The 23,948-nt window shown below is 30.0% G+C and carries 22 protein-coding genes, 5 tRNA genes and 1 pseudogene; 11 read left to right on the forward strand and 17 right to left on the reverse strand.

Features of this window, described 5'->3' with window-relative positions:
• Positions 1-11 precede the first annotated feature (11 nt).
• From EL235_RS07670 to EL235_RS07685, 4 genes are all read right to left on the reverse strand, one after another.
• Positions 12-99 (reverse strand) — tRNA-Ser (locus EL235_RS07670).
• 33 nt (positions 100-132) lie between these two features.
• Positions 133-206, reverse strand: a tRNA-Cys gene (locus EL235_RS07675).
• Positions 207-222: 16 nt separating this feature from the next.
• Positions 223-311, reverse strand: a tRNA-Leu gene (locus EL235_RS07680).
• 9 nt (positions 312-320) lie between these two features.
• Positions 321-395 (reverse strand) — tRNA-Gly (locus EL235_RS07685).
• Between the two features lie 202 nt (positions 396-597).
• On the opposite strand from EL235_RS07685, the pseudogene EL235_RS08160 reads away from it, so the two are divergent.
• Both EL235_RS08160 and EL235_RS08165 read left to right on the forward strand, forming a co-directional pair.
• Positions 598-1,398, forward strand: a pseudogene (locus tag EL235_RS08160) (cache domain-containing protein); the annotation flags it as partial.
• A gap of 705 nt (positions 1,399-2,103) precedes the next feature.
• A complete protein-coding gene (locus EL235_RS08165; protein WP_373994190.1) occupies positions 2,104-2,544 on the forward strand; it encodes a methyl-accepting chemotaxis protein in 441 nt (146 codons plus the stop codon).
• Positions 2,545-2,598: 54 nt separating this feature from the next.
• On the opposite strand, the gene EL235_RS07695 is transcribed toward EL235_RS08165, so the two are convergent.
• From EL235_RS07695 to rpsU, 9 genes are all read right to left on the reverse strand, one after another.
• Entirely contained in the window at positions 2,599-3,018 is a 420-nt protein-coding gene (locus tag EL235_RS07695) for a PepSY-like domain-containing protein (protein WP_126341175.1), read from the reverse strand.
• A gap of 62 nt (positions 3,019-3,080) precedes the next feature.
• Positions 3,081-4,793: an ATP-binding protein gene (locus EL235_RS07700; RefSeq protein WP_114640734.1), complete on the reverse strand. Its 1,713-nt coding sequence runs from the start codon at positions 4,791-4,793 to the stop codon at positions 3,081-3,083.
• Positions 4,794-4,801: 8 nt separating this feature from the next.
• Positions 4,802-5,281 carry a hypothetical protein gene (locus tag EL235_RS07705; RefSeq protein WP_039627252.1) on the reverse strand — a complete coding sequence of 160 codons (480 nt, stop codon included), beginning with the start codon at positions 5,279-5,281 and terminating at the stop codon, positions 4,802-4,804.
• Positions 5,278-5,769, reverse strand: a complete 492-nt coding sequence (locus EL235_RS07710; RefSeq protein WP_039627253.1) for a YajQ family cyclic di-GMP-binding protein — start codon at positions 5,767-5,769, stop codon at positions 5,278-5,280. The genes EL235_RS07705 and EL235_RS07710 overlap by 4 nt, the downstream gene beginning before the upstream one ends.
• A complete protein-coding gene (locus tag EL235_RS07715) occupies positions 5,759-6,691 on the reverse strand; it encodes a D-2-hydroxyacid dehydrogenase (protein WP_039627256.1) in 933 nt (310 codons plus the stop codon). The genes EL235_RS07710 and EL235_RS07715 overlap by 11 nt, the downstream gene beginning before the upstream one ends.
• Entirely contained in the window at positions 6,691-7,863 is a 1,173-nt protein-coding gene (locus tag EL235_RS07720) for a glutathionylspermidine synthase family protein (protein ID WP_126341176.1), read from the reverse strand. The genes EL235_RS07715 and EL235_RS07720 overlap by 1 nt, the downstream gene beginning before the upstream one ends.
• A gap of 9 nt (positions 7,864-7,872) precedes the next feature.
• Positions 7,873-8,490 (reverse strand): UPF0323 family lipoprotein, encoded by a 618-nt coding sequence (locus tag EL235_RS07725; protein ID WP_039619476.1) that lies wholly within the window; start codon positions 8,488-8,490, stop codon positions 7,873-7,875.
• A gap of 75 nt (positions 8,491-8,565) precedes the next feature.
• Positions 8,566-9,171: a LysE family transporter gene (locus tag EL235_RS07730; protein ID WP_126341177.1), complete on the reverse strand. Its 606-nt coding sequence runs from the start codon at positions 9,169-9,171 to the stop codon at positions 8,566-8,568.
• Between the two features lie 43 nt (positions 9,172-9,214).
• Positions 9,215-9,427, reverse strand: coding sequence for a 30S ribosomal protein S21 (gene rpsU, locus EL235_RS07735; RefSeq protein WP_002780697.1), 213 nt, complete (start codon positions 9,425-9,427; stop codon positions 9,215-9,217).
• Positions 9,428-9,611: 184 nt separating this feature from the next.
• On the opposite strand from rpsU, the gene ccoG reads away from it, so the two are divergent.
• The 5 genes from ccoG to EL235_RS07760 all read left to right on the forward strand — a co-directional run bounded on the left by ccoG (position 9,612) and on the right by EL235_RS07760 (position 17,353).
• Complete coding sequence (ccoG, locus tag EL235_RS07740; protein ID WP_039627264.1) at positions 9,612-10,985, forward strand: cytochrome c oxidase accessory protein CcoG; 1,374 nt, start codon at positions 9,612-9,614, stop codon at positions 10,983-10,985.
• A 2-nt stretch (positions 10,986-10,987) separates the two neighbouring features.
• The gene (locus EL235_RS07745; RefSeq protein WP_039627266.1) at positions 10,988-11,611 is read left to right on the forward strand and encodes a TetR/AcrR family transcriptional regulator; all 624 of its coding nucleotides are present in this window, start codon (positions 10,988-10,990) and stop codon (positions 11,609-11,611) included.
• Between the two features lie 87 nt (positions 11,612-11,698).
• Positions 11,699-12,796, forward strand: a complete 1,098-nt coding sequence (locus tag EL235_RS07750; protein WP_039627268.1) for an efflux RND transporter periplasmic adaptor subunit — start codon at positions 11,699-11,701, stop codon at positions 12,794-12,796.
• Complete coding sequence (locus EL235_RS07755; RefSeq protein WP_114640740.1) at positions 12,796-15,918, forward strand: efflux RND transporter permease subunit; 3,123 nt, start codon at positions 12,796-12,798, stop codon at positions 15,916-15,918. The genes EL235_RS07750 and EL235_RS07755 overlap by 1 nt, the downstream gene beginning before the upstream one ends.
• Complete coding sequence (locus EL235_RS07760) at positions 15,911-17,353, forward strand: multidrug efflux system CmeABC, outer membrane lipoprotein CmeC (RefSeq protein ID WP_039627272.1); 1,443 nt, start codon at positions 15,911-15,913, stop codon at positions 17,351-17,353. The genes EL235_RS07755 and EL235_RS07760 overlap by 8 nt, the downstream gene beginning before the upstream one ends.
• A 16-nt stretch (positions 17,354-17,369) precedes the next feature.
• On the opposite strand, the gene EL235_RS07765 is transcribed toward EL235_RS07760, so the two are convergent.
• Positions 17,370-17,561: a mini-MOMP protein gene (locus EL235_RS07765; RefSeq protein WP_039627274.1), complete on the reverse strand. Its 192-nt coding sequence runs from the start codon at positions 17,559-17,561 to the stop codon at positions 17,370-17,372.
• A 74-nt stretch (positions 17,562-17,635) separates the two neighbouring features.
• Here EL235_RS07765 and EL235_RS07770 point away from each other — a divergent pair, with 74 nt between their 5' ends.
• On the forward strand, positions 17,636-18,973 hold the full coding sequence (locus EL235_RS07770) for a coproporphyrinogen III oxidase family protein (protein WP_039627277.1): 1,338 nt from the start codon (positions 17,636-17,638) through the stop codon (positions 18,971-18,973).
• A gap of 24 nt (positions 18,974-18,997) precedes the next feature.
• Here EL235_RS07770 and hemJ read toward each other — a convergent pair whose 3' ends face one another.
• Genes hemJ through glmM form a run of 3 tightly spaced genes read right to left on the reverse strand, consistent with a single transcriptional unit; the run spans position 18,998 to position 21,226 of the window.
• Positions 18,998-19,447 (reverse strand): protoporphyrinogen oxidase HemJ, encoded by a 450-nt coding sequence (hemJ, locus tag EL235_RS07775; RefSeq protein ID WP_039627278.1) that lies wholly within the window; start codon positions 19,445-19,447, stop codon positions 18,998-19,000.
• The gene (lspA, locus tag EL235_RS07780) at positions 19,441-19,896 is read right to left on the reverse strand and encodes a signal peptidase II (protein WP_114640742.1); all 456 of its coding nucleotides are present in this window, start codon (positions 19,894-19,896) and stop codon (positions 19,441-19,443) included. The genes hemJ and lspA overlap by 7 nt, the downstream gene beginning before the upstream one ends.
• Positions 19,889-21,226, reverse strand: coding sequence for a phosphoglucosamine mutase (gene glmM / locus EL235_RS07785; protein ID WP_114640743.1), 1,338 nt, complete (start codon positions 21,224-21,226; stop codon positions 19,889-19,891). Before glmM ends, lspA begins: the two co-directional genes overlap by 8 nt.
• A gap of 131 nt (positions 21,227-21,357) precedes the next feature.
• On the opposite strand from glmM, the gene EL235_RS07790 reads away from it, so the two are divergent.
• From EL235_RS07790 to EL235_RS07800, 3 genes are all read left to right on the forward strand, one after another.
• Entirely contained in the window at positions 21,358-22,533 is a 1,176-nt protein-coding gene (locus EL235_RS07790) for a YdgA family protein (RefSeq protein ID WP_126341178.1), read from the forward strand.
• Positions 22,530-23,720, forward strand: coding sequence for a replication-associated recombination protein A (locus tag EL235_RS07795; RefSeq protein WP_126341179.1), 1,191 nt, complete (start codon positions 22,530-22,532; stop codon positions 23,718-23,720). The genes EL235_RS07790 and EL235_RS07795 overlap by 4 nt, the downstream gene beginning before the upstream one ends.
• A gap of 45 nt (positions 23,721-23,765) precedes the next feature.
• Positions 23,766-23,841, forward strand: a tRNA-Val gene (locus EL235_RS07800).
• Positions 23,842-23,948: the final 107 nt, after the last annotated feature.

Genomic DNA, 23,948 nt, shown 5'->3' on the forward strand with positions numbered 1-23,948 from the left:
TTATGTTAAAGTGGCCGGGAGAAAGGGATTCGAACCCCTGGAGGTGTGACCCTCAACGGTTTTCAAGACCGCCGCTTTCGACCACTCAGCCATCTCCCGAAAGAATAAAAATATCAAGTATTAACATCGCATTGGAGGCGACATCCGGATTCGAACCGGAGATCAAGGCTTTGCAGGCCCATGCCTTACCGCTTGGCTATGTCGCCTTGAGTTACCATAAAGTGGTGCCCGAGGCCGGACTTGAACCGGCACGGAAGAAAAATTCCGAGGGATTTTAAGTCCCTTGTGTCTACCAATTCCACCACCCGGGCGGGTGATAATGGAGCGGGAAACGAGATTCGAACTCGCGACCCCAACCTTGGCAAGGTTGTGCTCTACCCCTGAGCTATTCCCGCTAAAATAAATTGAAATTATACAATTTAAAACTTAAATATACATAAAAACGTATTTTTGATTTTATATTGATAAAATATTATTTAGAATATAAAAAATTAAAATTTTATTTTTTTCTAATCTTTTCAGCAGTAGAATACTAGGCTGAAATTACATGAGGAGAGCAAAATGTTTAAATTTAACAGTTTATCCAATAAGCTAACTATGATCGTTTGCTTTTTAATAGCCATTATATTAATAGTTGTTAATATAATTAACTATTATGAATCTAAAAAAACCACAGCTTACTATTTGGAAGAAATTCAGAAAAAAACTATGTTTGATGTCAATGAGGCATATAAAATCTACTCTAGTAGCAAGAGATCTGCTATTTTATCTATTGTTAATTTTATAGAAAAGAATCCAAACCCTAGCACTGAAGAATTGTTCGACATATTAGAAACAATTAGATCTTCTGCAGATTTTGATGTAACCTATGTAGGTTTTGAAAAAGACGGTAAATTATATCAATCTAACAAAATTATTCGTAGCCCGGAAGCATCAGGATTTGATGCCAGAACTAGACCTTGGTATCAAGAGTCTCAACAAGCAAAAACACTAACTGTATCAGACCCATATAAAAGCATAGAAGATGATTCAATCACTATTTCTTATACAGCTCCAATTTATAATAATGGCAAATTAATAGCTGTAGTAGGTGGAGACTATAATCTTGAAAAATTTGCCAAAGATGTTTTAGTTATAGGTCATTCAAATAGCTCTTATGCTGCTGTGTATGATAAAGAAGGTGTAATAATTTTTCATGAAGAAAAAGATAGAATGCTTACTAAAAACGATTTAAGTATTAATATAGCTAATGCCGTAAAAGCAAACCCTGATTTAATTAATCCAAACAAACAAGAAACTTTATTTTACGCTAAAGATCAGCAAGGTAAAACTCAAGTCGTGACTTGTAATCAAAGCTTAAATGATAAATATATTGTTTGTTCTATTACAGATGAGTCTATATACACAGATGCGGTCAATAAGGTTTTATTCCAACAAATTATTATTGCTCTAATAGCAATAGCCATAGCTTTGATTTTAATAAGATTTACTATTATGAAAAATTTAAAACCTATAGCAGTTATTACTACTGGTCTTAACTCTTTCTTTGATTTTATCAATCATAAAACAAAAGACTCAGCTATGATTAATGTTAAAACTAATGATGAACTTGGTGCTATGGCTAAAGCCATCAATGAAAACATCACTAAAACTAAAAACGCATTAGAACAAGATGCTAAAGCAGTAGAACAATCAGTTGATACAGCTAAAGAAATAGAAAATGGTAATTTAACAGCAAGAATAACAGCAATTCCTGCTAATCCTCAATTGATAGAATTAAAAAATGTATTAAACGATATGCTTAGTGTTTTAGAACAAAAAGTAGGTTCTAATATGAATGAAATTAATCGTGTATTTGATAGCTATAAAGCATTAGACTTTACTACTGAAGTTAAAAACGCTAAAGGTGGAGTTGAAGTAACAACTAATGTATTAGGTCAAGAAATAGTAGCTATGCTAAGACAATCATCTGAATTTGCTTCCTTATTAGCAGATGAGAGTGGAAAATTACAAAGCGCTGTTAAAGACTTAACAGATTCATCATCTAGCCAAGCTTCTTCTTTAGAAGAAACAGCAGCAGCATTAGAAGAGATTACTTCTTCTATGCAAAATGTATCTCATAAAACTAGTGAAGTAATTGCTCAAAGTGAAGAGATTAAAAATGTTACTTCTATTATAGGAGATATTGCTGATCAAATTAATCTACTTGCATTAAATGCTGCTATTGAAGCTGCGCGTGCAGGTGAACATGGTAGAGGTTTTGCTGTTGTTGCTGATGAAGTTAGAAATCTAGCAGAAAGAACTCAAAAGTCTTTAGGTGAGATTGAAGCAAATACTAATATCTTGGTTCAATCTATTAATGAAATGGGTGAGAGTATTAAAGAACAAACTACAGGTATTACTCAAATTAATGATGCTGTAGCTCAAATTGATCATGTAACCCAAGAGAACTTAAAAATAGCAAAAGATAGTGCTACTATATCTGATAATGTAAATAAAATAGCTAATGATATCTTAGAAGATGCTAGGAAGAAGAAGTTTTAAGAGAAGTTAAACCCATTAAGGGTTTAACTTTGTCTGATGTGAGATTTAGGTGAGTTAATCGTTAAATTTTTGACCTAAAATATTGCCTTTAAAATCTGTATAAATTTCCATCATATTGTTTGTTCTGAATTTATAACCATTGATTTTTTTATCTACTTCTACAATAGCTGCATTTGGTTGTGCTGCTTGTACTTTTACAATAACTTCTTTTGGGATAAATCCCATTGGAATTGCTTTATATTTTCCATCAACTTCCTTCCAGTCGCCATTAACAATAAAGTCGATTTCTGTTCCATCAACCAGATTTACTTCGTAAGAATCCACATCCTGTTTTACATAACCTACATTTACACCTTTAAAATGAGTATTTAAAAACTCTTGAGCCTTTTGAGGCAAAGCACTTGGACTAACAACAATATCTGCAAACATAGAACTTGCACAAACCAAACCAGCTAACATTAATTTCATTTTCATTTTTTCTCCTTTAAATAAAAGCTGAAAGAATGATATAAAGAGCTTGTGAAATTTATGTGAATTTAATTTTTAAAACCAACTATTTTGTTTTTATCAAACGAAGATTCCATTTCTTTTTCTATGGTTTGTAAAAAATCACTTATTTTAAAAACACCATCTTTAGAAATAGCTGCTTTTAAAGCGGTATTTTTTACCACCATGACAATTTGTGCTCCACTTAGTTCATATGAAGCTAAATTTTTTAAATCAAAACTATCATCAAATTTAGCATTCTTAGGTAAAGCCTTTTGCCATATCATTAAACGTTGTTCATAATTTGGCTTTTTAAATTCGATTTTATACTCAAACCTTCTTGAAAAAGCCACATCTAAACTTTCTAAAAAATTCGTTGTAGCTATGATAACTCCACTAAAGCGCTCAATTTGCTCTAAAAAAATATTTTGCATTTGATTATGCATTTTATCAGCACCAGCACTACTTTCCACCCTAGTACTTAAAAACTGATCCGCCTCATTTAAAAGCAAAATAGGACTTTGCTTACTTGTTTGACAAAGCTCTTTATAAGCATCAAAAATCTTTCTTACATTTTGCTCACTCTCGCCCACATATTTACTTAAAATTTTCGAGCAATCAAAACTCAAAATAGATTTTTTCATAGCTTTTGCCATACTTAATGCACTCATAGTCTTACCTGTACCGGCAGGACCATAGAAAATTATCTTAGCTTCTATGTTTTTATTAGTTTTTATACCCCATTTATTTAATCTTTCTAAAACCTTTTTATCTTGTTGTTTTAATATACTTTCTAATAGATCTTTAGTACTTTGAGGCATAATAACATCATCTATATTGATATTTGGCTCGATTAGCTCAAAAATATCTTGCTCTTTGACTAAATTTTGAAGTTTAATTTTTTTATTCTTCTTTGGCTCTTTAAAATTAATAATTCTTTGTAAAATATCATCACTTAAATAAAAAATCTTAGTTATATCACCCAAAGAATTAACAAATTCATCATATTCTAAAAGATTTAAACTAAGTAGCTTAGAATCTTCTTCTAGCAAGACTTTATTTTCTTGCTTTTGAGCCTCATCCTCGCTGATTAAATGAAGCAAAAAATTAAAATCTCTACTATAAGAATTTTCAGTATTTAACAAATACTCTTCTTTTAACAAACTAACAAATATCAAGCATTCTTTATCATTTAAAGCATATTCTTTAAAAATCTCTGCTAAAACATTAGAAATTTTACTTTTCTTTAAACGCTCTTTAATGTATGCTTCAAATATAGCTATATCTTTTTTAATATTCTTACTTTGAGAGCTTTTAGCAAAAAAACGCAATCTTTGATAAAGCTCGATTTTAAAAAATTCATCTTTTAAATATGCAATATGATCTTCATAAATTTGATCTTGCATATAATCTTGTATAGTTTTATTTTCTAAAACTTGCAAGAAAACTTCACTTAAACTTAACTCACATTGTAGCAAATTTAAAAGCAAGCTTGAGTTTTTACTTGCTTTAAAATCAGAAAAAATTTGAACAATAAAACCTTTTTCTATAAGATTTTTAAGATCTTTTAAATGATCTAAATACTCATATTCATCATTTTTAAAAACTTCACTAAGAAGGTTATAAGCATTAATGCTTGCATTTGCTTGCAAATAATTTTTACATAAATGTTTTAAAATTAAAATTTCATCTTCACTACATTGTAAGTTTTTATAAATATTGCTTTTAAAAGTATCATTAAGAAAAAGTTTTAGATCTTTCATATTTTCCTTTATATTGACTTCATGCTAAATTTGATTTTGGATTTTTTATCATTAAAACTCATATTTTTATCACAAACCTCATAAAAAATATCATAATTTTTACTTATAATCTTTTGTGTAAAACCACAAGAGGTAATTTGTTTGTTTTTTCCATAAAAAATAGGTTTTTTAAGAATTAAATCTTGTAAAAAATCATCATAATATTCATTATTAAAAAATCTTTTATTAAAAAGTATTTTTGTATAACAAACACCATTAACACAAATTTTATCGCTAATTTTTAATTCAAGTAAGGCTTTAGAAGTGCTATAAAGCTCTAAACTTGTAAATTTTTTTCCCTCATATAAAAAACCATAATCAGCAAATTTAAACTCTGGAGTTTTTAAAATAATATAAGCACTTTGTGCTTGTGTTTTGCTTTTTAAAGCACAAGAGCTTAAAAAAACACACACAAAACACAAAAAAACTATTTGAAGTAAAGTTTTCATTTGAGATTTTTAAAACTAAGATTAAGTTCTAAATTTAACTCTTTTACTATTTTCATCACGCTTTGCAGATCATCAATTTGCTTACCAACTACGCGAATTTCATTACCCCTAATACTTGAAGTCACCTTTAGCTTACTATCTTTTATAGCTTTGTTAATCTTCTTAGCACTATCAGCATCAATAGCGTCATTAACTTTCAAGTTCAATCTAAAATTTGCCCCACCTTCTCTGCTTAGCTCTTTAATGCCATTAGGGTTTATTCCTCTTTTAATAAGCTTTGAAATAACAATATCTTTTAACACTTCAAGCTTTGCTTCACTAGAGCAAATAAGTTTATAAACACTTTCTTTTTCATTTAGCTCTATTTCGCTTTTAATGCCTTTTAAATCATATCTGCTATCAAGTTCTTTTTTAGCTTGCTCTAAAGCATTTTTTAGCTCTTGCTTATCAATTTCCCCGCTAATATCAAAACTATGTTCACTTGCCATTTTCTATAAACTCCTTAAGATTATTAAATACAATTTGGACTAAATTTTGTATAGACTCTTCACTTGCCCATGCAACATGTGGAGTAATGATTAAATTTTCTTTATTTTTAATACCAAATAAAGGATGATTTTTAATCATAGGTTCTATTTCAAGCACATCAAGCCCTACTTTGATATTTTTTTCATTCATAACTTGAGCCAAATCTGCTTCATTGATGATTCCGCCACGCCCTACATTAATCAAAATAGCCTCATCTTTTAAAAGCATTAGCTCTTTTTTACTTAATAAATTTTTTGTCTTATCATTTAAAGGTGCGTGGATACTAATTACATCACAAGTTTTTAAAAGCTCTTCAAGGTTTACTTTTTCATATTCATCATTATTATTAGCTCCTGAGGTAGAATAATAACAAATTTTAGAACCAAACATTTGAGAAACCTTAGCCACTTCTTTACCTATAGCTCCAAGTCCTATAATGCCATGTTTTTTACCAGTTAAAGTATGCAAAGTCTTACTAAAATCACAAAACATTTTACTCTCACACCATTTACCCTCTTTGCTCCATTTATCATAATATGGAATTTGATTTAAAAAAGCAAAAAGCAAGGCAAAAGTATGGCTCAAAACGCTTTTTGTGGAATAACTAGCTGCATTTTTTACCACTATACCTTTAGAATTTGCATAAGCTACATCTATATTGTTTACCCCTGTACCAAGTTGTAAAATAAGCTTTAAATTGGTGTTATCTATCACTTTTTTGTCAATGATGATTTTATTTATCATCACAACTTGTGCATTAGCTATTCTTGCAATAACCTCATCTTTAGAAGTTAAATCATAACTTACAAACTCGCCAAAACTTTCAAAAGCCGTTAAATCCGCTCCACCTAAGGTAGCAGCATCTAAGCACACTATTTTCATTAATCTTTTACTATATGTCCTACAAATTTAGAATAATTATCAAGCACCAAACCACCTTTTCTAAAACCTAATCCACAACCCTCATAAGCAAAGAAAACTCCTGCTTGGTAATAATCATTTTCATTTTGATTAAACTCAGCAAATTCTTGATATATAAAGCGATTGTTTTGGTAATCTCCCTTTGTTTCAAAACTCACATTTCCATTAGCTTCTATAATGGAAATATTTGCTCCTTCTCTACCAAAAACAGGCTTTTTAACACATTTTTTACCCACTAAAGGCTCATCACTTGTTTCAAGCAATAAAGGATGATTTGGATAAAGTTCCCATAAAATTTTCATTATACCTTTGCTTTGAAACAGTAAAGTATAAGCAGGATTTAAAATGATTGCTTTTTGATTTTGCATGATTTGCGTTAAAAGCATAGCAAGCTCACCCTCTTCTATGGCTATACTTTCCCACGGAATGAGTTTGAAAAAATATTCAAAATTTACATCATTTTTAAAAACACCTTCAGGTGAAAATTCTACTTCATCTATAAAAGAAAACTCACTCTCAAAACCTGCTTCGCTAGCAATGTGTGCTAAAAGTTTGGTTGTGATCATATCCTCATCGCTACCTGCGATTGAAGAAAATAATATCTTCCAACCTTCATAATATTTTTCAAACTCACTTACATCTTCTTCTAAAGTGATAAGTCTTTTAAAGTTATCTTTTAAGGCTTCATATATATTATTAAATTGTGAGCTTTCATCTAGGTTATTTTGCTTTAAAATAGCCCATTGTAAAATAGCACTTTCAAATAAAGATGTTGGAGTATCAGCATTAAATTCTATTAGTTTTATAGGTTTACCATCAAGTCCACCTGCTAAGTCAAATCTGCCATATAAATGCCAATGTACATCATTTTCCCAACTCATCTTAATCGCATCAACTAAATTAAAAGGAATTCCAAGCTCATCAAAACGATCATTATCAATCACTTCTTGCGCAGCAGCTACAAACATATCATAAAGCTCATTCACTGCTTCATAATATGCATTTGCTTCATTTTCTCTCACACAAACTAAATTAGAATCTAAATAATCACTTCCATCATTGTCTGTATGCCATGAAAAGCCAATTTGATCTAAGTAAGATTTTTCTAAAGGATTTACTTTTAAAAAATTCATTTTACACCCTTAAGAGCCAAAAGAGCTAGAAGAACTTGAAGTAGCTTTAGAACCACCGCCAAAAAATCCTGATTTTTTCGCACTTGAGCCTGAAGTGGCGCTTGTGCTTGCTTTATTAAAACTATTTACACTTCTTTGGTAAGCACTTTGATTTGAAAATGCTCCCCTTTGTTGATTTGCGAAATTTTGATTATTAAAAAGTTTAGAGCCTATCCAACTACCAAGTATAGCACCAGCTGCACTTGCAAGCAATGTTTCACCTAAAGAAAGTCCTCCGCTGCTCATTTGAGCGTTATTTGGATTTGTTAAATTTGAAGTACCATTGTCTATTTTAGCAGCTTCTTCTTGGATTAGCTTATCCATTTCTTCTTTACTTAAAACTCTTTCAGTTCCATCAAGTTGTTTTAAAACAACCCTAGTTTCATCACTTGGAAATTGATCTTTGATTTTGTATTGATTTGGAGCAGTTTCTTCGATGATAACAAAAGCACCTTGAGTATTTGCTGCTTGGCTTAATGCATTATTAGAATCACTTGCATTACTACTACATGCACTTAAAGCACCTGCGCTTATAGCAGCAATACCACTTATCATACTAAGCTTAAGTATAGTTTTAATGTGTTTCATAATCTTTCCTATAATTTAATAAGTTTAACTTAAATAAGATTTTAACAAAAAAAGTATTAATAAAAATTAATTGCTTTAATTTATCATAGTCATTAAATTACTACTTAAAATAGACATAGCAAAAACAAAAAATATAAAAGCACTTAAATAATCAATGAGTTTTAAATTCTTTTGATAAATTCTTACCATGAAAGGTTTTGAAAATAGTAAAGAAACTAAAGAAAAATAAATTATGGTTTCTAAAATCAAAACAAAAATTAAAACTATCAACATCCATCGCATTTGGGCAAAATCAAAACTTGCAAAAACACTAGCAAAATAAAAAATAACTTTTGGATTAGATAAATTTGTAATCATCCCACTTAAAAATGCAGATATATGAGTTTTTTGAACTTTTATTTTACCTATTTTTGCATTTTTATAAATCCCATAAGCTAAATACAAAAGATAACAAGCTCCAAAACTTGATAAAGCAATCTGTAAAAATGGAAATTGATGAAAAATAACACTCAAACCAAGTATAGAAAGTATAATCCACAAACTCATAGCCAAACTCACACCCAAGCTAGCTTTTAAAGCACTCTTAATACCTTCTCTTAAAGCATAAGAACTTACTAAGAAAAAATCAGGTCCTGGCAAAATAAGTCCAAAAAAATGAATGATTAAAACCCAAAGAAACATAAGTAATCAATGAAGAAAAGCCGATTTCTCGGCTTTTTTGGTATTAGAGTCTTGACTCGTAGCGTCTAAGCATATAAAGTCTTTTAAGCATTTTTTTGCGTGCTGAAATTTTTTGTTTTTTACGAATTTCAGTCATAGGCTCAAAAAATCTTCTTGCGCGAACTTCAGTAACAACTAGATTTCTATCTACTTGTTTTTTGAATTTTCTATACGCTTCATCAAAAGACTCGTTAGGATGTACCTTAATTCCTGGCACGACCCTCACCACCTTTCTTAAATAAAATTAAAAAACATATTATATCACAATTTTACTTGAAATTAAATTTTTATTTTGTAATAATTGCATAAATAAAAATTAAACATAAATTCTTAATTAAGACAAAGTTTGGTTTAATTTTTCTAGTACTACAATTAAAAAAATATTTCTCAAGGAAAATAAAATGAGTGCTTGTGTTACCAATTATACTAAAAAAAGGTATATAGCTTATATCATTTCTATGATTATTTTCATAGCGTTACCTTTTGTCAAAATCAATGGGAATCATTTCTTTTTATTAAGTTTTGACCATAAAAAACTTAATTTATTTTTTATTGCTTTTGATACCCAGGAACTTTATTTAATGCCTTTTGTTATCATGGGTATGTTTTTAACTATACTTTTTGTTACCACTCTAGCAGGAAGAATTTGGTGTGCATGGAGCTGTCCTCAAACCATTGCTAGAGTTATTTATAGAGATTTGTTACAAACAAAAATATTTAAAATACACAAAAGCACCGCAAACAAACAAAAACAAACTGATGGATTTTTTATCCAAAAAGTTTTAAGTATTGTGATTTTTTATCTTTTTTCTCTATTAATGATGAGTGCATTTTTATGGTATTTTGTACCACCTGAAGATTTTTTTGTATATATTCAAAATCCTGCTGATCATTTATTGCTTTTGGGGATTTTATTTTGTGCTTCTTTAGCCTTTACTTTTGATATAGTGTATTTGGGTGAAAAATTTTGTGTTTATGTATGTCCTTATGCAAGAATTCAATCTGTAATGTTTGATAATAACACCGTTCAAGTAATTTATGATGATAAAAGAGGTGGTGTGATTTATGATGGACATACCAAACTTTATCAAAAACCTCCACAAGGTGAATGCATAGGCTGTGAAGCCTGTGTAAAAATTTGCCCTACTCATATAGATATACGCCAAGGAATGCAACTTGAGTGTATTAATTGTCTTGAGTGTGCTGATGCTTGTTCAAAAATTCAAGCTAAATTTGATCGCCCTAGTTTGATTAATTGGACTAGTGCAAAAGCTATTGAAACAAGAGAAAAAGTAAGATACTTTAGATTTAGAACCATCGGGTATTTAGTAGTTTTATGTGGTGTTTTTGCGGCTTTAGTTTTAATGGGAAGTAAAAAAGAAAATATGCTTTTAAATATCAATCGCTCCAGCGAGCTTTATCAAGTAAGAAAAACACATGATGGAGATTTATTAATCACTAATGCTTATGTATTTTTATTCCAAAATACAGATAATAAAACTCATGAGTATTATTTTGATGTGAAATTACAAGGAATTGATGATGGTTTAGAAATCATTAGGCCAAAAAAATCTTTTAAATTAAAAGCCGGTGAAAAAGATAAACAAATAGTTGTTTTAAAAGCTACCAAAAAACTAGCAAATAATGATAGAAAAGATACAGTAATACCTTTAACCATTAAAGCTTATGCGCTTGATGATAAAAATATTGTTATTACAAGAGAAAGTAATTTTGTCTATCCAAAAAATTCTGTTTTAAAACACAAAAAATATTAAAAATGAAAAAAAAACTTTCTTCTAAATCTCAAGCAAGACTTGAGAAAATTAAACAAATTGCTTCAGAATCATTTTTAAAAAATGGTTATGAAGCAACCAATCTCAAAGACATTATCAAACAAACTGGGGGATCTTTTTCTAGTGTTTATGAACACTTTAAAAGTAAAGAAGGTTTATTTGAAGATATACTAAATGATTTTGCTGAAAATCATTTTTTAGCTAATTTAAAAAAGAATATGAAAATCACGAATGAATTAAGCTTAGAGGAATATTTATACCAGTATTCCTTAGCTTATTTAAAAATTTTCAATAACAAAAAAACCATTTCTATAGTAAGACTTTTATATTCTCAAATTTATAATGATAAATTTGATTTTTCCTCATGGTTTAAAGGCAATAATCGTAAAGAAGTTGAAAATGTTTTACGAAAAAGATTTGAAATGGAAAATAAACATTTAGCTAGCAATGCTGAATTTTTAAGTGTTACATTTTGTGCTATGTTAAGAGGAACTTTTTTTATGCAAAGTATTTTTGGAAACAAAGTACTAATGAATAAAAAAGAGCAAGAAGAGCATGCATCAAAAATCGTAAAACTTTTTATTAGTGGGATTATTAACTTTAATTAACTATATATTGATAGAATAATTATGCATATAATTTTGTAATATAAATTACTTTTTTGTTTAGCTAAATAAATAATTTTAAGGAAACCAATGAAAACAAAACTTTTAACTCTAGCTTGTGCTTCACTTATCTTTGTAGCATGTTCAGATGATAAAAATGCACAAGTTAAACAACTCCCTCCCCAACCTGTAAGTATTATGACTATGCAAAGTTCTAATTTACCTTTAGAATTTACTTATCCCGCAAGATTAAGCACTGAATTAGATGTGATAATCAAGCCAAAAGTAAGCGGTGAAATCAAAGCAAAATATTTCAAAAGTGGTCAAGCTGTTAAAAAAGGAGCTAAACTTTTTCTTATAGAACCTGATAAATATCAAGCAAGCGTAAATATGGCTTATGGAGAAGCTTTAGTTGCAAGAGCAAATTTTGATGATGCTGAAAAAAATTTCAAAAGAGATCAAATTCTAATAGAAAAAAATGCTATTTCGCAGAAAGAATTTGATGCAAGTTTAGCTAAATTTAACTCCACAAAAGCTAATTTAGAAAGTGCTAGAGCAAAACTTGCCAATGCAAAATTAGACTTAAAATATACTGTAGTAAGTGCTCCGTTTGATGGGGTTTTAGGCGATGCGTTAATGGATGTGGGTGATTATGTAAATGCTTCTTCTACTGAGCTTGTACGCATTACTAACATTAATCCTATTTTTGCAGATTTTTATATTTCCGATGTAGATAAAATTAATATGAATAAAAATATTCAAAGTGGAAATTGGCAGTTAGAAAACATTCAAGTGCAAGCTAATGTTGGCGGGGAGCTTTTTAATGGAAAATTATATTTTATAGATAGCGTTATAGACACTTATAGTGGTGGGGTAAAAGCAAAAGCTATTTTTGATAATAACAATTCAAGTTTAATGCCTGGTTCTTTTGCAAATGTTCATGTTAGTGGTTTTGTTCAAAAAGATGGATTTGAAATTCCTCAAGTTGCTCTTTTACAAGATGATAGCGCTACTTATGTTTATACTCTAGTAGATGGAAAAGTAGTTAAAACTGTTGTTAATGTTATTTATCAAACTTCTGATAAAGCAATCATTGATAAGGGCTTAAAAAATGGTGATAAAGTGATTTTAAATAACTTCAAAAAAATCCGTCCTGGCGTAAGCGTTAGCGTAATGGAGAATAAATAATGTTTTCTAAATTTTTCATAGAAAGACCTGTATTTGCTTCCGTTGTAGCTATTATCATTTCTTTAGCAGGGATTATAGGTCTTTATTCTTTGCCCGTAGAGCAATACCCTTCTCTAACTCCACCTGTTGTAAAAGTAAGTGCAAATTACTCAGGTGCTGATGCTCAAACAGTAGCTCAAACAGTAGCTATCCCTCTTGAAGATGCAATCAATGGGGTTGAAAATATGATTTATATGGATTCAACCTCAAGTTCTTCAGGCGATATGAGTTTAAGCGTGTATTTTAACATAGGTACAGATCCTGACCAAGCAACGGTTGATGTTAATAATAGAATTTCAGCTGCCATGGCAAAACTACCTGAAGATGTTAAAAAAACCGGTGTTAGTGTAAGAAAAACTGGCTCAAGCATCTTAGAAGTTGCTACTTTATACTCACCTGATGGCTCTATGGATTCGCTTGAAGTGTATAATTATGCTGCATTAAATATCTTAGATGATCTTGCTAGAGTTCCTGGTGTAGGTAATGCTGTAGCTATTGGTTCAAGAAATTATTCTATGAGAATTTGGCTAAATCCTGACTTATTAAATAAATATCAAGTTACTGCTACTGATGTGATTGCTGCAGTTAGTGAGCAAAATGCTCAATATGCCACCGGCAAGATAGGCCAAGAACCTGTAGTAGAAAGATCTCCTTATGTGTATTCAGTCACTATGCAAGGGCGGTTAAAAAACACCAAAGAATTTGAAGAAATTATCATAAGAGCAAATAGCGATGGTTCTTTTTTAAGACTTAAAGATGTAGCTGAAGTTTCTTTGGGCTCAAGAGAATATACTTTTAAAGGTAGATTAAATGGAAATGATGCCACTCCTATTTTGATTTTCTTACAAACTGGAGCAAATGCAGTAAGTACAGCTGAATTAGTACAGAAAAAATTTGAAGAACTAGCAAAAAACTTTCCTGAAGGTTTAACTTATAAAGTACCTTATGATACAACTATATTTATTAAAGCTTCTATTAAGGAAGTGGTAAAAACTTTTTTTGAAGCACTTATTTTGGTTGTAATTGTAATGTATTTATTCTTAAAAAATTTCCGTTCAACCATCATACCTATGATTGCTGTGCCTGTTTCTATTTTAGGAACTTTTGCAGGATTATATGTCTTAGGTTTTAGTATTAACTTACTTACACTTTTTGCTTTGGTACTCGCCATTGGTATTGTTGTTGATGATGCGATTATTGTGGTTGAAAATATCGATAGAATTATGCATGAAGATCCTAATATAAGCATAAAAGAAGCAGCTATTAAAGCAATGGATGAAGTTGCCGCACCTGTTGTATCTATCGTTCTTGTACTTTGCGCAGTATTTATACCTGTTTCATTTATATCCGGTTTTGTGGGCGAAATTCAAAAACAATTTGCTATAACCCTAGCAATTTCCGTTACAATTTCAGGTTTTGTAGCTTTAACACTAACTCCATCTTTATGTGCAATTTTTTTAAGAAGAAATGAAGGAGAGCCATTTTATTTAGTTAAAAAATTTAATCATATTTTTGATTGGTCTACTGAAGTTTTTGGTGCTGGGGTGGCCTATATACTCAAAAGAACTGTGCGTTTTGTTATAATATTTTTTATTCTAATAGGCGGTTTATATGGACTTTTCAAACTTGTACCTAATTCACTTGTTCCGCCTGAAGATCAAGGAAACTTTTTAACTATTGTTAATCTACCTGCAGCATCTTCTCTTAATAGAACCACCCAATCAATGGATGCTATGGCGGAAGAATTACGTAAAAATGAAAATATAACAAATGTTGTAGGTCTTATAGGTTATGATCTTTTTACAGGATCTTTAAAAGAAAATGCTGGAGCAATGTTTGTAAATCTAAAAGATTGGAGCAATAGAGATACTAGTAGTTTTGATTTAACAGGAATGTATAATAAACAATATTTCTTAAATCCAAATTTCCAAACTTTCTTTGTTAATCCACCACCAATCCAAGGTTTAAGTTTAACCGGTGGTTTTGAAATGTATGCACAAAATCGTGGTGGTAAAAGCTATGATGAAATTCAAGCAGATGTAAATAAATTAGTTGAAGCAGCAAACAAGCGTCCTGAACTTAACAATGTAAGAACGACACTTGATACTAATTTTCCACAATTAAAATTAGAAATTGATCGTGACAAAGTAAAACTTTATGGTTTAAATTTAGCAGATGTATTTAGCACGCTAAATGCTACTATAGGAACTTATTATGTGAATGATTTTTCTATGCTTGGAAAAAATTATCGTGTAAATATTAGCGCTATAGGAGATTTTAGAAATACACAAAATGCATTAAAGAATATTTTCGTAAGAGCAAAAGATGGTTCTATGATAGCCCTAGATAGCGTTTTAACCCTTCACAGAAGTGTTGGACCTGATGATGTAAAACGCTTTAATATGTTCCCATCAGCTCTAGTACAAGGTGATCCTGCTCCAGGCTATACCTCAGGACAAGCCATTGATGCTATTGCACAAGTTGCTAAAGAAACTTTAGGAGAGGATTATTCTATTGCTTGGGCAGGTTCAGCTTATCAAGAAGTTACAAGTAGTGGCGCAGGACAAATAGCATTTATGCTAGGACTTTTATTTGTATTTTTGATTCTAGCGGCTCAGTATGAAAGATGGCTCATGCCTTTAGCAGTAATCACTGCTGTACCTTTTGCGGTATTTGGTTCTTTACTTCTTGTATGGCTTAGAGGCTTAGAAAATGATATATATTTTCAAACAGGACTTTTACTTTTAATAGGTCTTTCAGCTAAAAACGCTATTTTGATTGTTGAGTTTGCTATGGAAGAACATCTTAAAAAAGGAAAAAGTATTTTTGAAGCTTCTATTAGTGCAGCAAAACTAAGATTTAGACCTATTGTAATGACTTCATTAGCATTTATTTGTGGTATTTTACCTTTATATTTTGCTTATGGAGCAGGAAGTGCAAGTCGTCATGCAATAGGTACAGGTGTCATAGGGGGCATGATAGCAGCTTCCACTATAGCTATTTTCTTTGTACCTTTATTTTTCTATTTACTAGAAAGTTTTAATCAATGGCTTGATAAAAAAAGAGGTAAGAAACATGTATAAGTTAATAATTTTTGCAAGTTGTTTTTTAATAACAGCTTGTAGTTTAAAACCAAATTTAGAAATCAAAGATGTAAATTACACCAAAAGTTTAGATCAAAACATTAGCATTAATAAACAATGGTGGAAAGCTTTTGATGATAATTATTTAAATACCTTAGTCGATCAAGCTTTAAAAAACAATAATGACTTGCAAATTGTATATATGAATTTACAAAAAGCTTATGAAACTTTAGGTATAGCAAGAAGCGATTTGCTTCCTAAGCTTGATGCAAGTGCTAGTGGAGCAAGAGGAAAAACTAGCATTAATGCTCCAAGCAATAAAAGCAATGAGTTTGCTTATGGTAACGATTTTAATATGGGTTTAAATTTAAGCTATGAAATAGATTTATGGGGTAAATACAGAGATACTTATGGTGCCTCAAAAGCAAAATTGCAAGCTAGTGAGTTTGACTACGAAAGCGCAAGAATAAGTTTAATTTCTAATGTAGTAAAAACTTATTTTAATCTAGCAAGCTTAAGCGAGCAAGTAAAAATTTTAGAAGAAACAACCCAAAGTTATCAAAAAACTTATGAGTTAAAGTTAGAGCATTTTAAACTTGGAGTAATTAGTGAGTATGAGCTTAACAAATTTAAAGCTGAGCTTGAAAATTCAAGAGTTTTACTCACAAATGCTAAAATTCAAAAAGAAGCTAATACCAAAGCTTTAAAAATCTTAACTTCAAATGATATTGATGATATACTTTATAATAGCATAGAGTATAAAAAAATAGGACAATACGAACTTAGCATACCTGAGGGCATTGGCAGTGAAATTTTACTTCAAAGACCTGATGTGCAAGCTAGTTTAAAAATTTTAGAAGAAAAAAATTATCTTGTTGGAGTAGCTAGAACTGCATTTTTACCAAACCTTTCTTTAACAGGACTTTTGGGTTTTCAAAGTAATGATTTAGATCTTTTAGTCAAACATGGAAGCAATACTTGGAATATAGCTGGAAATTTTGCAATGCCGATTTTTCATTGGGGTGAGATTATGAATAATGTTAATATTGCAAAACTTACCAAAGATGAAGCGTTTTTGCAATATGAAAATACCTTAAAAACGGCTTTTGGGGAAATAAGACTTGCTTTATTTAACCGCCAAAGCTATTATGAAAATGAGCAAAATTATAAAAATTTATTTCTAGCTCAAAGTAAAATTTATGAAATTTCTACCTTAAGATATGAAAATGGTGTGATTAATTTAGCTGATTTTTTACAAGATCAAAGAAATTACTTAAATGCTAAACTTTCTTATACTAACTCATCTTATGAGCTTGCAAATTCTATCGTGGATGTTATGAAAGCTTTTGGTGGAGGATTTAATGCCAAAGAAGAATCAAAAGAAAACATCAAAGCTATGGAAGAAAACTTAAAGGAAAACTTTTATAACAACTAAGTTTAAAACTTAGTTGTTAATGCATTTGAATTTGAATTCTTTGGTTAAAATTATTATTTCCTCTATCTTTTGGACTGTTATGCTCAAAACGATAACGCATACTGCCTGAAACATTAACATCTTGAAAAATTTCATCTAAAGGTGCAGAATTTGATACGCTTATAAGTCCTAATAAAAATACAAAAAATGCTATAAAAATCTTTTTCATTGTAAAGCCTTTGTAAAAATATGATACAATTATAGTCTTTTTAAATAACTACAAAATGAAAATTTAGGAAAAATATGAATTTTTTACAAAAACTAGCTCTTTCTTACTCACACAAGGCTATGCAAAAATCTTTAGAAAATGGCTTTAATGTTAAACTTTTAAAAGAAGGACAAGAAAAAAAAGTTAATTCAAAAAAATCTTATATGCTATATGCTCATATACCATTTTGTCATACTTTTTGCCCATACTGCAGTTTTCATAAATACTACTACAATGAAGATTTAGCAAAAAGGTATTTTGAAAGTTTAAGGGAAGAAATCAAACAAATTAAAGACAAGGGGTTTGATTTTACTTCTATGTATGTAGGTGGTGGTACTACTTTAATCAACGAAGAAGAACTTGCTAAAACCTTAGAACTTTGCAAAAAATTATTTAGCATCAAAGAAATTTCTTGTGAAACCGATCCAAATCACATTAATCCTAAAAAGTTAGAAATGTTTAAAGGACTTATAGATCGTTTAAGTTGTGGTATACAAAGCTTTGATGATGATATCTTAAAAAAAGTAGCAAGATATCATAAATTTGGTTCAAGCAAAGAACTTCAAGAAAAGCTTTCTAAAGCCATAGGTGTACTTCCTATTATGAGTATTGATTTGATTTTTAATTTTCCTTCTCAAACCAAAGAGCAATTACTCAATGATTTAGAAATAGCCAAAAGTTTAAAACCTCAACAAATCACAACTTATCCTTTAATGAAATCAAATCTAACTAAAGATAATATCGCAAAAACCTTAGGAGTAAGTTTTAAAGATAATGAATTTGAATTTTATAAAATCATTATAGATTTTTTCAAAGATTATGAAAGAAATAATGCATGGTCGTTTTCTTTAGAAAAAAGTAGTTTTAATGATGAGTATGTAAGCAGCCATCATGAGTATTTGGGTGTAGGAAGTGGGGCTTTTAGCTTTTTAGATGGAGAGCTTTTAATTAATGCTTTTAATTTAAATGATTATTCTAAGCTCATCAAGGAAAAACAAAATGCAAATATTGCTAAAGCTAATTTTAGTAAAAAAGAAATCATCAAATATGTCTTTTTAACCGAAATGTTTGCTGGTAAAATCGAGATCGATAAATTTAACAAAACCTTAGAATGTAATCTAGAAAAAGATCTTTTTATAGAGCTTTTAGGGCTTAAATTAAGCGGAGCTATAAAAAAAGAAGGCAATACTTTATATACAAGTGAATTTGGACGTTATTTGTTTATGGTATTGATGAAAGATTTTTATACAGGTATGGATTTAGTGCGTGCTGTATTTAGAGATGATAAACGCTTACAAGATAAAGAACACATTAATATCATGCAAGAAAATGTTGATCCGCTTGATTTTAAAAGTATGGAATTTAAAGGATAGAAAGCCTTTTTTAAAGGCTTTCTATTAAAATGGTCTTACCACCATCATAATAGCGATGATTATAAATAATATCGTTGGAATTTCATTATAAGCTCTAAAGAATTTCCCACTTTTTTGACAAGTGTCGTTTTGAAGTTGTCTATAATAATAATAATTTTGCAAATGATAAATAATCAAAAGCAAAGCACAAGTTAATTTAGCATGCATATATCCACCTACCATTAATACATCTTTATTGGCCATCATCATCAAGCTTCCAGTAATTGCAGTAGCTATCATAGCAGGAGTTTGGATATAAAAATACAATTTTCTTTCTTGAATTTTTACCACTTCCACAAAGCCTTTATTGTCTTTATGTTCTGTATGATAGACAAAAAGTCTTGGTAAATAAAACATTCCAGCCATCCATGAAACAAAAGCCAAATAATGTACCATTTTAATCCATAAATACCATTCATTCAAAAAATCTAACATATTTCTCCTTTTTTATTAAAAATTTCTTTTATTAAAATCAAAGCTACGCTAATGTTTATCATCACATCAGCTAAATTAAACACAGCAAATTCAAACCACTTATGCCAAAATACAAAATCCACTACACCTATATGCACAAAGCGATCAAGTAAATTAGAACACCCAGCAGATAGCATAATAGCAAAAGCAATCAAATGCGTTTTAAAAAAGTCTTTTTGATAAAGCAAATACCCAAACAAAGCCAAAATAAAAACAAGCTGTATATATTTTAAATACTCTCCTAAAAATGCAAACATCGAAAAGGCTACACCGGTATTATAGGTTAAAACTAAATCAAAAAATTCACCCTTATACTCAAGTCCTTGTAAAAACAAATACTTGCTTGCTTGATCTAGTATAAAGACTAAAGTAAAAACAAGCCAAAATTTTAAAGACAGGATTTTAAGCATTCAATGCTTTCATGAAAAAACTTTCAACAACTTTCATTTCTTTTTCTAAAAGCTTAATGTCTTTTGCTTCAAGTAATAAGCGTATTAAATTTTCTGTACCTGAATACCTAAACAAACTAGCAATTCCTTTTTTTTCTAAATCTTTTTTCAATTCATCTAAGCCTGCAAGCTTACTTAAGTCTTTTTTCTCTGAAATTTTAAGATTATGTAAAAGTTGTGGATAAGGCTTGACTTGATTTAAAATTTCACTTGCACTTTTTGCCTCACTAAGCATTAAAGCACTAAATTGTAAAGCAGCTACCAAACCATCTCCAGTTTTTGCATAGTCACTAAAGATAATATGCCCACTTTGCTCTCCACCAAAATTTCCACCACATTCTTTGAGTTTTTCAAGTACGTATTTATCACCTACATTACAAGTTTCATGTGTGATTTTATGTTTGGTTAAAAACTCTTTTAAAGCACCATTACTCATTATAGTGCTAACTACGCTTGATTTTAGCTTGCCTTGTTTTTTTAAAAATAAAGCTAAAACACCTAAAAGACTATCTCCATGAGCTACTTCGCCTTTTTCATCCACAACAACCAAACGATCCGCATCTCCATCAAAAGCAAAGCCCACATCTGCTCTAAATTTCTTTACTTCCAAAGCTAAATTTAAAGGATGTAAAGCCCCGCAATTTTCATTGATATTTAAACCATTTGGTTTATCATTGATCACAATCACATCTGCACCAAGTTCTTTAAAAACCGTAGGTGCTACCTTATAAGAAGCTCCATGAGCCACATCTAAAACAACGCGCAAAGATTTTAAAGTCAGCTCTTTAGGAAAAGAATTTTTTATAGAAACAATATATCTTCCTATCACATCATCAATTCTTTTTGCCTGACCGATTTGTGATTTTGTTGTTCTTGCTTCTTCTATGAGTTTATCGTTAAAATAAATTTCTTCTATTTTCGCTTCTGCTTGTTCATCAAGTTTATTTCCATGGGCATCAAAAAATTTAATACCATTATCATAGTAAGGATTATGTGAAGCTGATATCATAATCCCTGCATCACAACGCATATCTTCAGTTAAAAACGCAATAGCAGGTGTTGGCATAGGACCTATTTCTATAACATTATAACCTATAGAAGTAAGTCCGGAAACGATAGCATTTTCTATCATATAACCGCTTCTTCTTGTATCTTTTCCTACTAAGATATTGTTTGTAAGAGCTTTGTCTTTAAAATAAATTCCAGCAGCCATAGCCAAACGCATAGCCAAAAATGAATCTAAAAATTCACCCGCTTTACCGCGTACTCCATCTGTTCCAAAAAGTTTCATTTTTTTACCTTTGATTTTAAGTATTGAAATTATAAGAAAAAAAGTTAAGTAATGTATAAATGTGAGAATTTTATAAGCATTAGTTAGCAATAAAAATATATAATTTTTAAAATTTCACTTAAGGAAAATGAATGAAAAAAATCATCGCAGGAGTTGTAGTAGTAGTTTTACTAGTTATAGGATTTTTTACCTCAGCTTCTTACATTAACTCAATCAATGGAAAAATATTTGCTCAAATGAGCCAAGATACAGCATATTATAGTGTTGAAGATGCTAACTATACCAAAGGACTTTTAAACTCCAAAGGAAGTTTTATAGCTACACTTAATGACTTGCCTTATAGTTTTAAAGTGAATGTGGATTTTTCTAATAATTTTTTTGCAAGCAATAATGCTATCATTTCTATTTTAAATGAAAATGAAGACTTAAAAGGCATTTTCCCAAATGAAGAAATCTTTAAAATCTTAGTTAGTGCAAAAGGTGGAGACATTAACATCAATGCAAAAATAAATGATATTAATTTCACCCGCAATGATACAAATTTAGTTTTAAATAATACATCTTTTAAGATTACAGGTTCTGAAGAATTTGTAAAAAATATGGAGCTTAATCTAGGTTATGTTTTATTAGAACAACTATCTCATGAGGAAAAATTAGAAGCAAAAAATATCAAAATTTCTGAATTTCCTATACAAAAATTAAGTTTTAATGATATCTTTAGTCCTAGCAGAAATAGTGAGCAAAATATAAGCATTGATAGTGTTAACTTTATAAGTTCTATTGCTTTTAACTTTGATAAATTAAAAATTTTTGCAAAAACAGCTCAAAATGCTCAAAATGATTATGATAGTGTTTTAAAACTAGATTTAGCTAAATTTAACCTTGCAAATGAAAACTTTATGCTAAATAATATTAACTTAGATATGAATTTTAATAATCTTTCTAAAAAAGCTTATGATAGCTTAGTGCAAAACTCAAATACTGATATTTTTTCTATGATGCTTTTAGCAAGTCAGTTTTTAAAAGCAAACCCACAAATCATCTTAAATAACCTAAGCTTTGAAAAAGAAGGTAAAAAATTTGACGCAAATGGGCAAACTATTTTCACTGAAAATAATATAAAATCACAATTACATGCAAACACAGAAATTCTTCCTAGTCAAATTTGGCCTGATTTTGCAAATTTTGATACTTATTTTGTAGATAATAATGGCTCTTATGTGCTTGATTTTATCTATGATGATTCTAATAAAAGCGATGTTACAACTATCATTAATGGTGAAAGACTTACCATAAATCCACAATGACAAATTTAAGCTTAACTTTTCGTCCTAAAACTTTAGATGAGGTTTTAGGACAAGAAAATTTAGTAGAAATTTTTAAAAAATTCATACAAGTTTCAAAACTCCCCCATAGTGTATTTTTTGGGCCAGCAGGTTGTGGAAAGACTTCTTTTGCAAGGGCTATAGCGTATGAGTATAAACTAGACTTTTATGAGTTTGATGGAGGAAATTTTAAACTTGAAGAGCTTAGAAAAATACTAAGTAATTATGAAAATTCTTTATACAAACCTTTGATCTTTATCGATGAGGTACATAGGCTTTCAAAAACCCAACAAGAAATGCTTTTAATTCCTTTGGAAAATCAAAAATGCCTTTTCATAGGTGCAAGCACTGAAAACCCTTATTTTACTTTAACTTCAGGCATAAGAAGCAGAAGTATGCTTTTTGAATTTAAAGGTTTAGAATATAAAGACTTAGAAAAACTTGCCACAAAAGTGCAAGAAAAACTCCAATGCAAAATCGATGATGATGCTAAAGACTTTTTAATCACTTCTAGTGCAAATGATGCAAGAAGTTTTTTAAATTTATGTGAGTTTGCTTTGGCTTTAGATAGCACTCATATCACGCTTGAAACTTTGAAAAAATTAAGAGCAAATGTTTTAAGCGATGGCACTTCAAGTAAAGATACACACTATAGACTAGCTAGTTCTATGATAAAAAGCTTAAGAGGGAGTGATGTAGATGCGAGTTTGTATTATCTTGCGAGGTTGATTGATGGGGGAGAAAGTGCGGATTTCATCGCTAGAAGATTAGTGATATTTGCAAGTGAAGATATCTCAAATGCAAACCCACAAGCACTTAATCTAGCCACAAGCACACTCATAGCAGTAAAAAACATAGGCTATCCTGAAGCTAGGATCATCTTAGCTCAATGTGTGGTATTTTTAGCAAGTTCGCCCAAGTCAAACTCAAGCTATCTTGCTATAAATGAAGCGCTAAATTATGTGCAAAACAACCCCGCATTAAAAATACTCCCTTATCTTGATAATAACAACCCTCAAAGAAAAAACTACCTTTATCCGCACGATTTTGGTGGCTGGGTTAAGCAAAGATACTTAGAAAAAGATTTGAAATTTTATCATAGCAAAGGTATAGGTTTTGAAGCGCAGCTAGACTTATGGCTAAATGATATGAAAAAAGTTAAAAAGTGATTTTAAGCACAATGTAAAAATATTTTTATATAATTTTCATTTTTTGGTTCCGTAGCTCAGTTGGTAGAGCACCACCTTGACATGGTGGTGGTCGTTGGTTCAAGTCCAATCGGAGCCACCATTTTTTGTTTCTTTCGATTTCTTTAATTTCCAAAAAATGCTTTCAAAATGCTATATAAACAAACTAAACGATCTTTGATTTCAATTAATTTCTTTTGTGTTATAATT

This window comes from Campylobacter lari (assembly GCF_900638335.1).
Classification (GTDB): domain Bacteria; phylum Campylobacterota; class Campylobacteria; order Campylobacterales; family Campylobacteraceae; genus Campylobacter_D; species Campylobacter_D lari_E.

Bases quoted from the DNA above. Each gene is read 5' to 3' on its own strand.
- EL235_RS07750 (WP_039627268.1), top strand. From the start codon at position 11,699: ATGAAAACAAAACTTTTAACTCTAGCTTGTGCTTCACTTATCTTTGTA.
- EL235_RS07760 (WP_039627272.1), top strand. From the start codon at position 15,911: ATGTATAAGTTAATAATTTTTGCAAGTTGTTTTTTAATAACAGCTTGT.
- EL235_RS07770 (WP_039627277.1), top strand. From the start codon at position 17,636: ATGAATTTTTTACAAAAACTAGCTCTTTCTTACTCACACAAGGCTATG.
- hemJ (WP_039627278.1), bottom strand. From the start codon at position 19,447: ATGTTAGATTTTTTGAATGAATGGTATTTATGGATTAAAATGGTACAT.
- EL235_RS07710 (WP_039627253.1), bottom strand. From the start codon at position 5,769: ATGGCAAGTGAACATAGTTTTGATATTAGCGGGGAAATTGATAAGCAA.
- EL235_RS07765 (WP_039627274.1), bottom strand. From the start codon at position 17,561: ATGAAAAAGATTTTTATAGCATTTTTTGTATTTTTATTAGGACTTATA.
- EL235_RS07795 (WP_126341179.1), top strand. From the start codon at position 22,530: ATGACAAATTTAAGCTTAACTTTTCGTCCTAAAACTTTAGATGAGGTT.
- EL235_RS07745 (WP_039627266.1), top strand. From the start codon at position 10,988: ATGAAAAAAAAACTTTCTTCTAAATCTCAAGCAAGACTTGAGAAAATT.
- EL235_RS07695 (WP_126341175.1), bottom strand. From the start codon at position 3,018: ATGAAAATGAAATTAATGTTAGCTGGTTTGGTTTGTGCAAGTTCTATG.
- EL235_RS07720 (WP_126341176.1), bottom strand. From the start codon at position 7,863: ATGAATTTTTTAAAAGTAAATCCTTTAGAAAAATCTTACTTAGATCAA.
- EL235_RS07715 (WP_039627256.1), bottom strand. From the start codon at position 6,691: ATGAAAATAGTGTGCTTAGATGCTGCTACCTTAGGTGGAGCGGATTTA.
- lspA (WP_114640742.1), bottom strand. From the start codon at position 19,896: ATGCTTAAAATCCTGTCTTTAAAATTTTGGCTTGTTTTTACTTTAGTC.
- EL235_RS07755 (WP_114640740.1), top strand. From the start codon at position 12,796: ATGTTTTCTAAATTTTTCATAGAAAGACCTGTATTTGCTTCCGTTGTA.
- EL235_RS07790 (WP_126341178.1), top strand. From the start codon at position 21,358: ATGAAAAAAATCATCGCAGGAGTTGTAGTAGTAGTTTTACTAGTTATA.
- ccoG (WP_039627264.1), top strand. From the start codon at position 9,612: ATGAGTGCTTGTGTTACCAATTATACTAAAAAAAGGTATATAGCTTAT.
- glmM (WP_114640743.1), bottom strand. From the start codon at position 21,226: ATGAAACTTTTTGGAACAGATGGAGTACGCGGTAAAGCGGGTGAATTT.
- EL235_RS07725 (WP_039619476.1), bottom strand. From the start codon at position 8,490: ATGAAACACATTAAAACTATACTTAAGCTTAGTATGATAAGTGGTATT.
- EL235_RS07700 (WP_114640734.1), bottom strand. From the start codon at position 4,793: ATGAAAGATCTAAAACTTTTTCTTAATGATACTTTTAAAAGCAATATT.
- EL235_RS08165 (WP_373994190.1), top strand. From the start codon at position 2,104: ATGCAAAATGTATCTCATAAAACTAGTGAAGTAATTGCTCAAAGTGAA.
- EL235_RS07730 (WP_126341177.1), bottom strand. From the start codon at position 9,171: ATGTTTCTTTGGGTTTTAATCATTCATTTTTTTGGACTTATTTTGCCA.
- EL235_RS07705 (WP_039627252.1), bottom strand. From the start codon at position 5,281: ATGAAAACTTTACTTCAAATAGTTTTTTTGTGTTTTGTGTGTGTTTTT.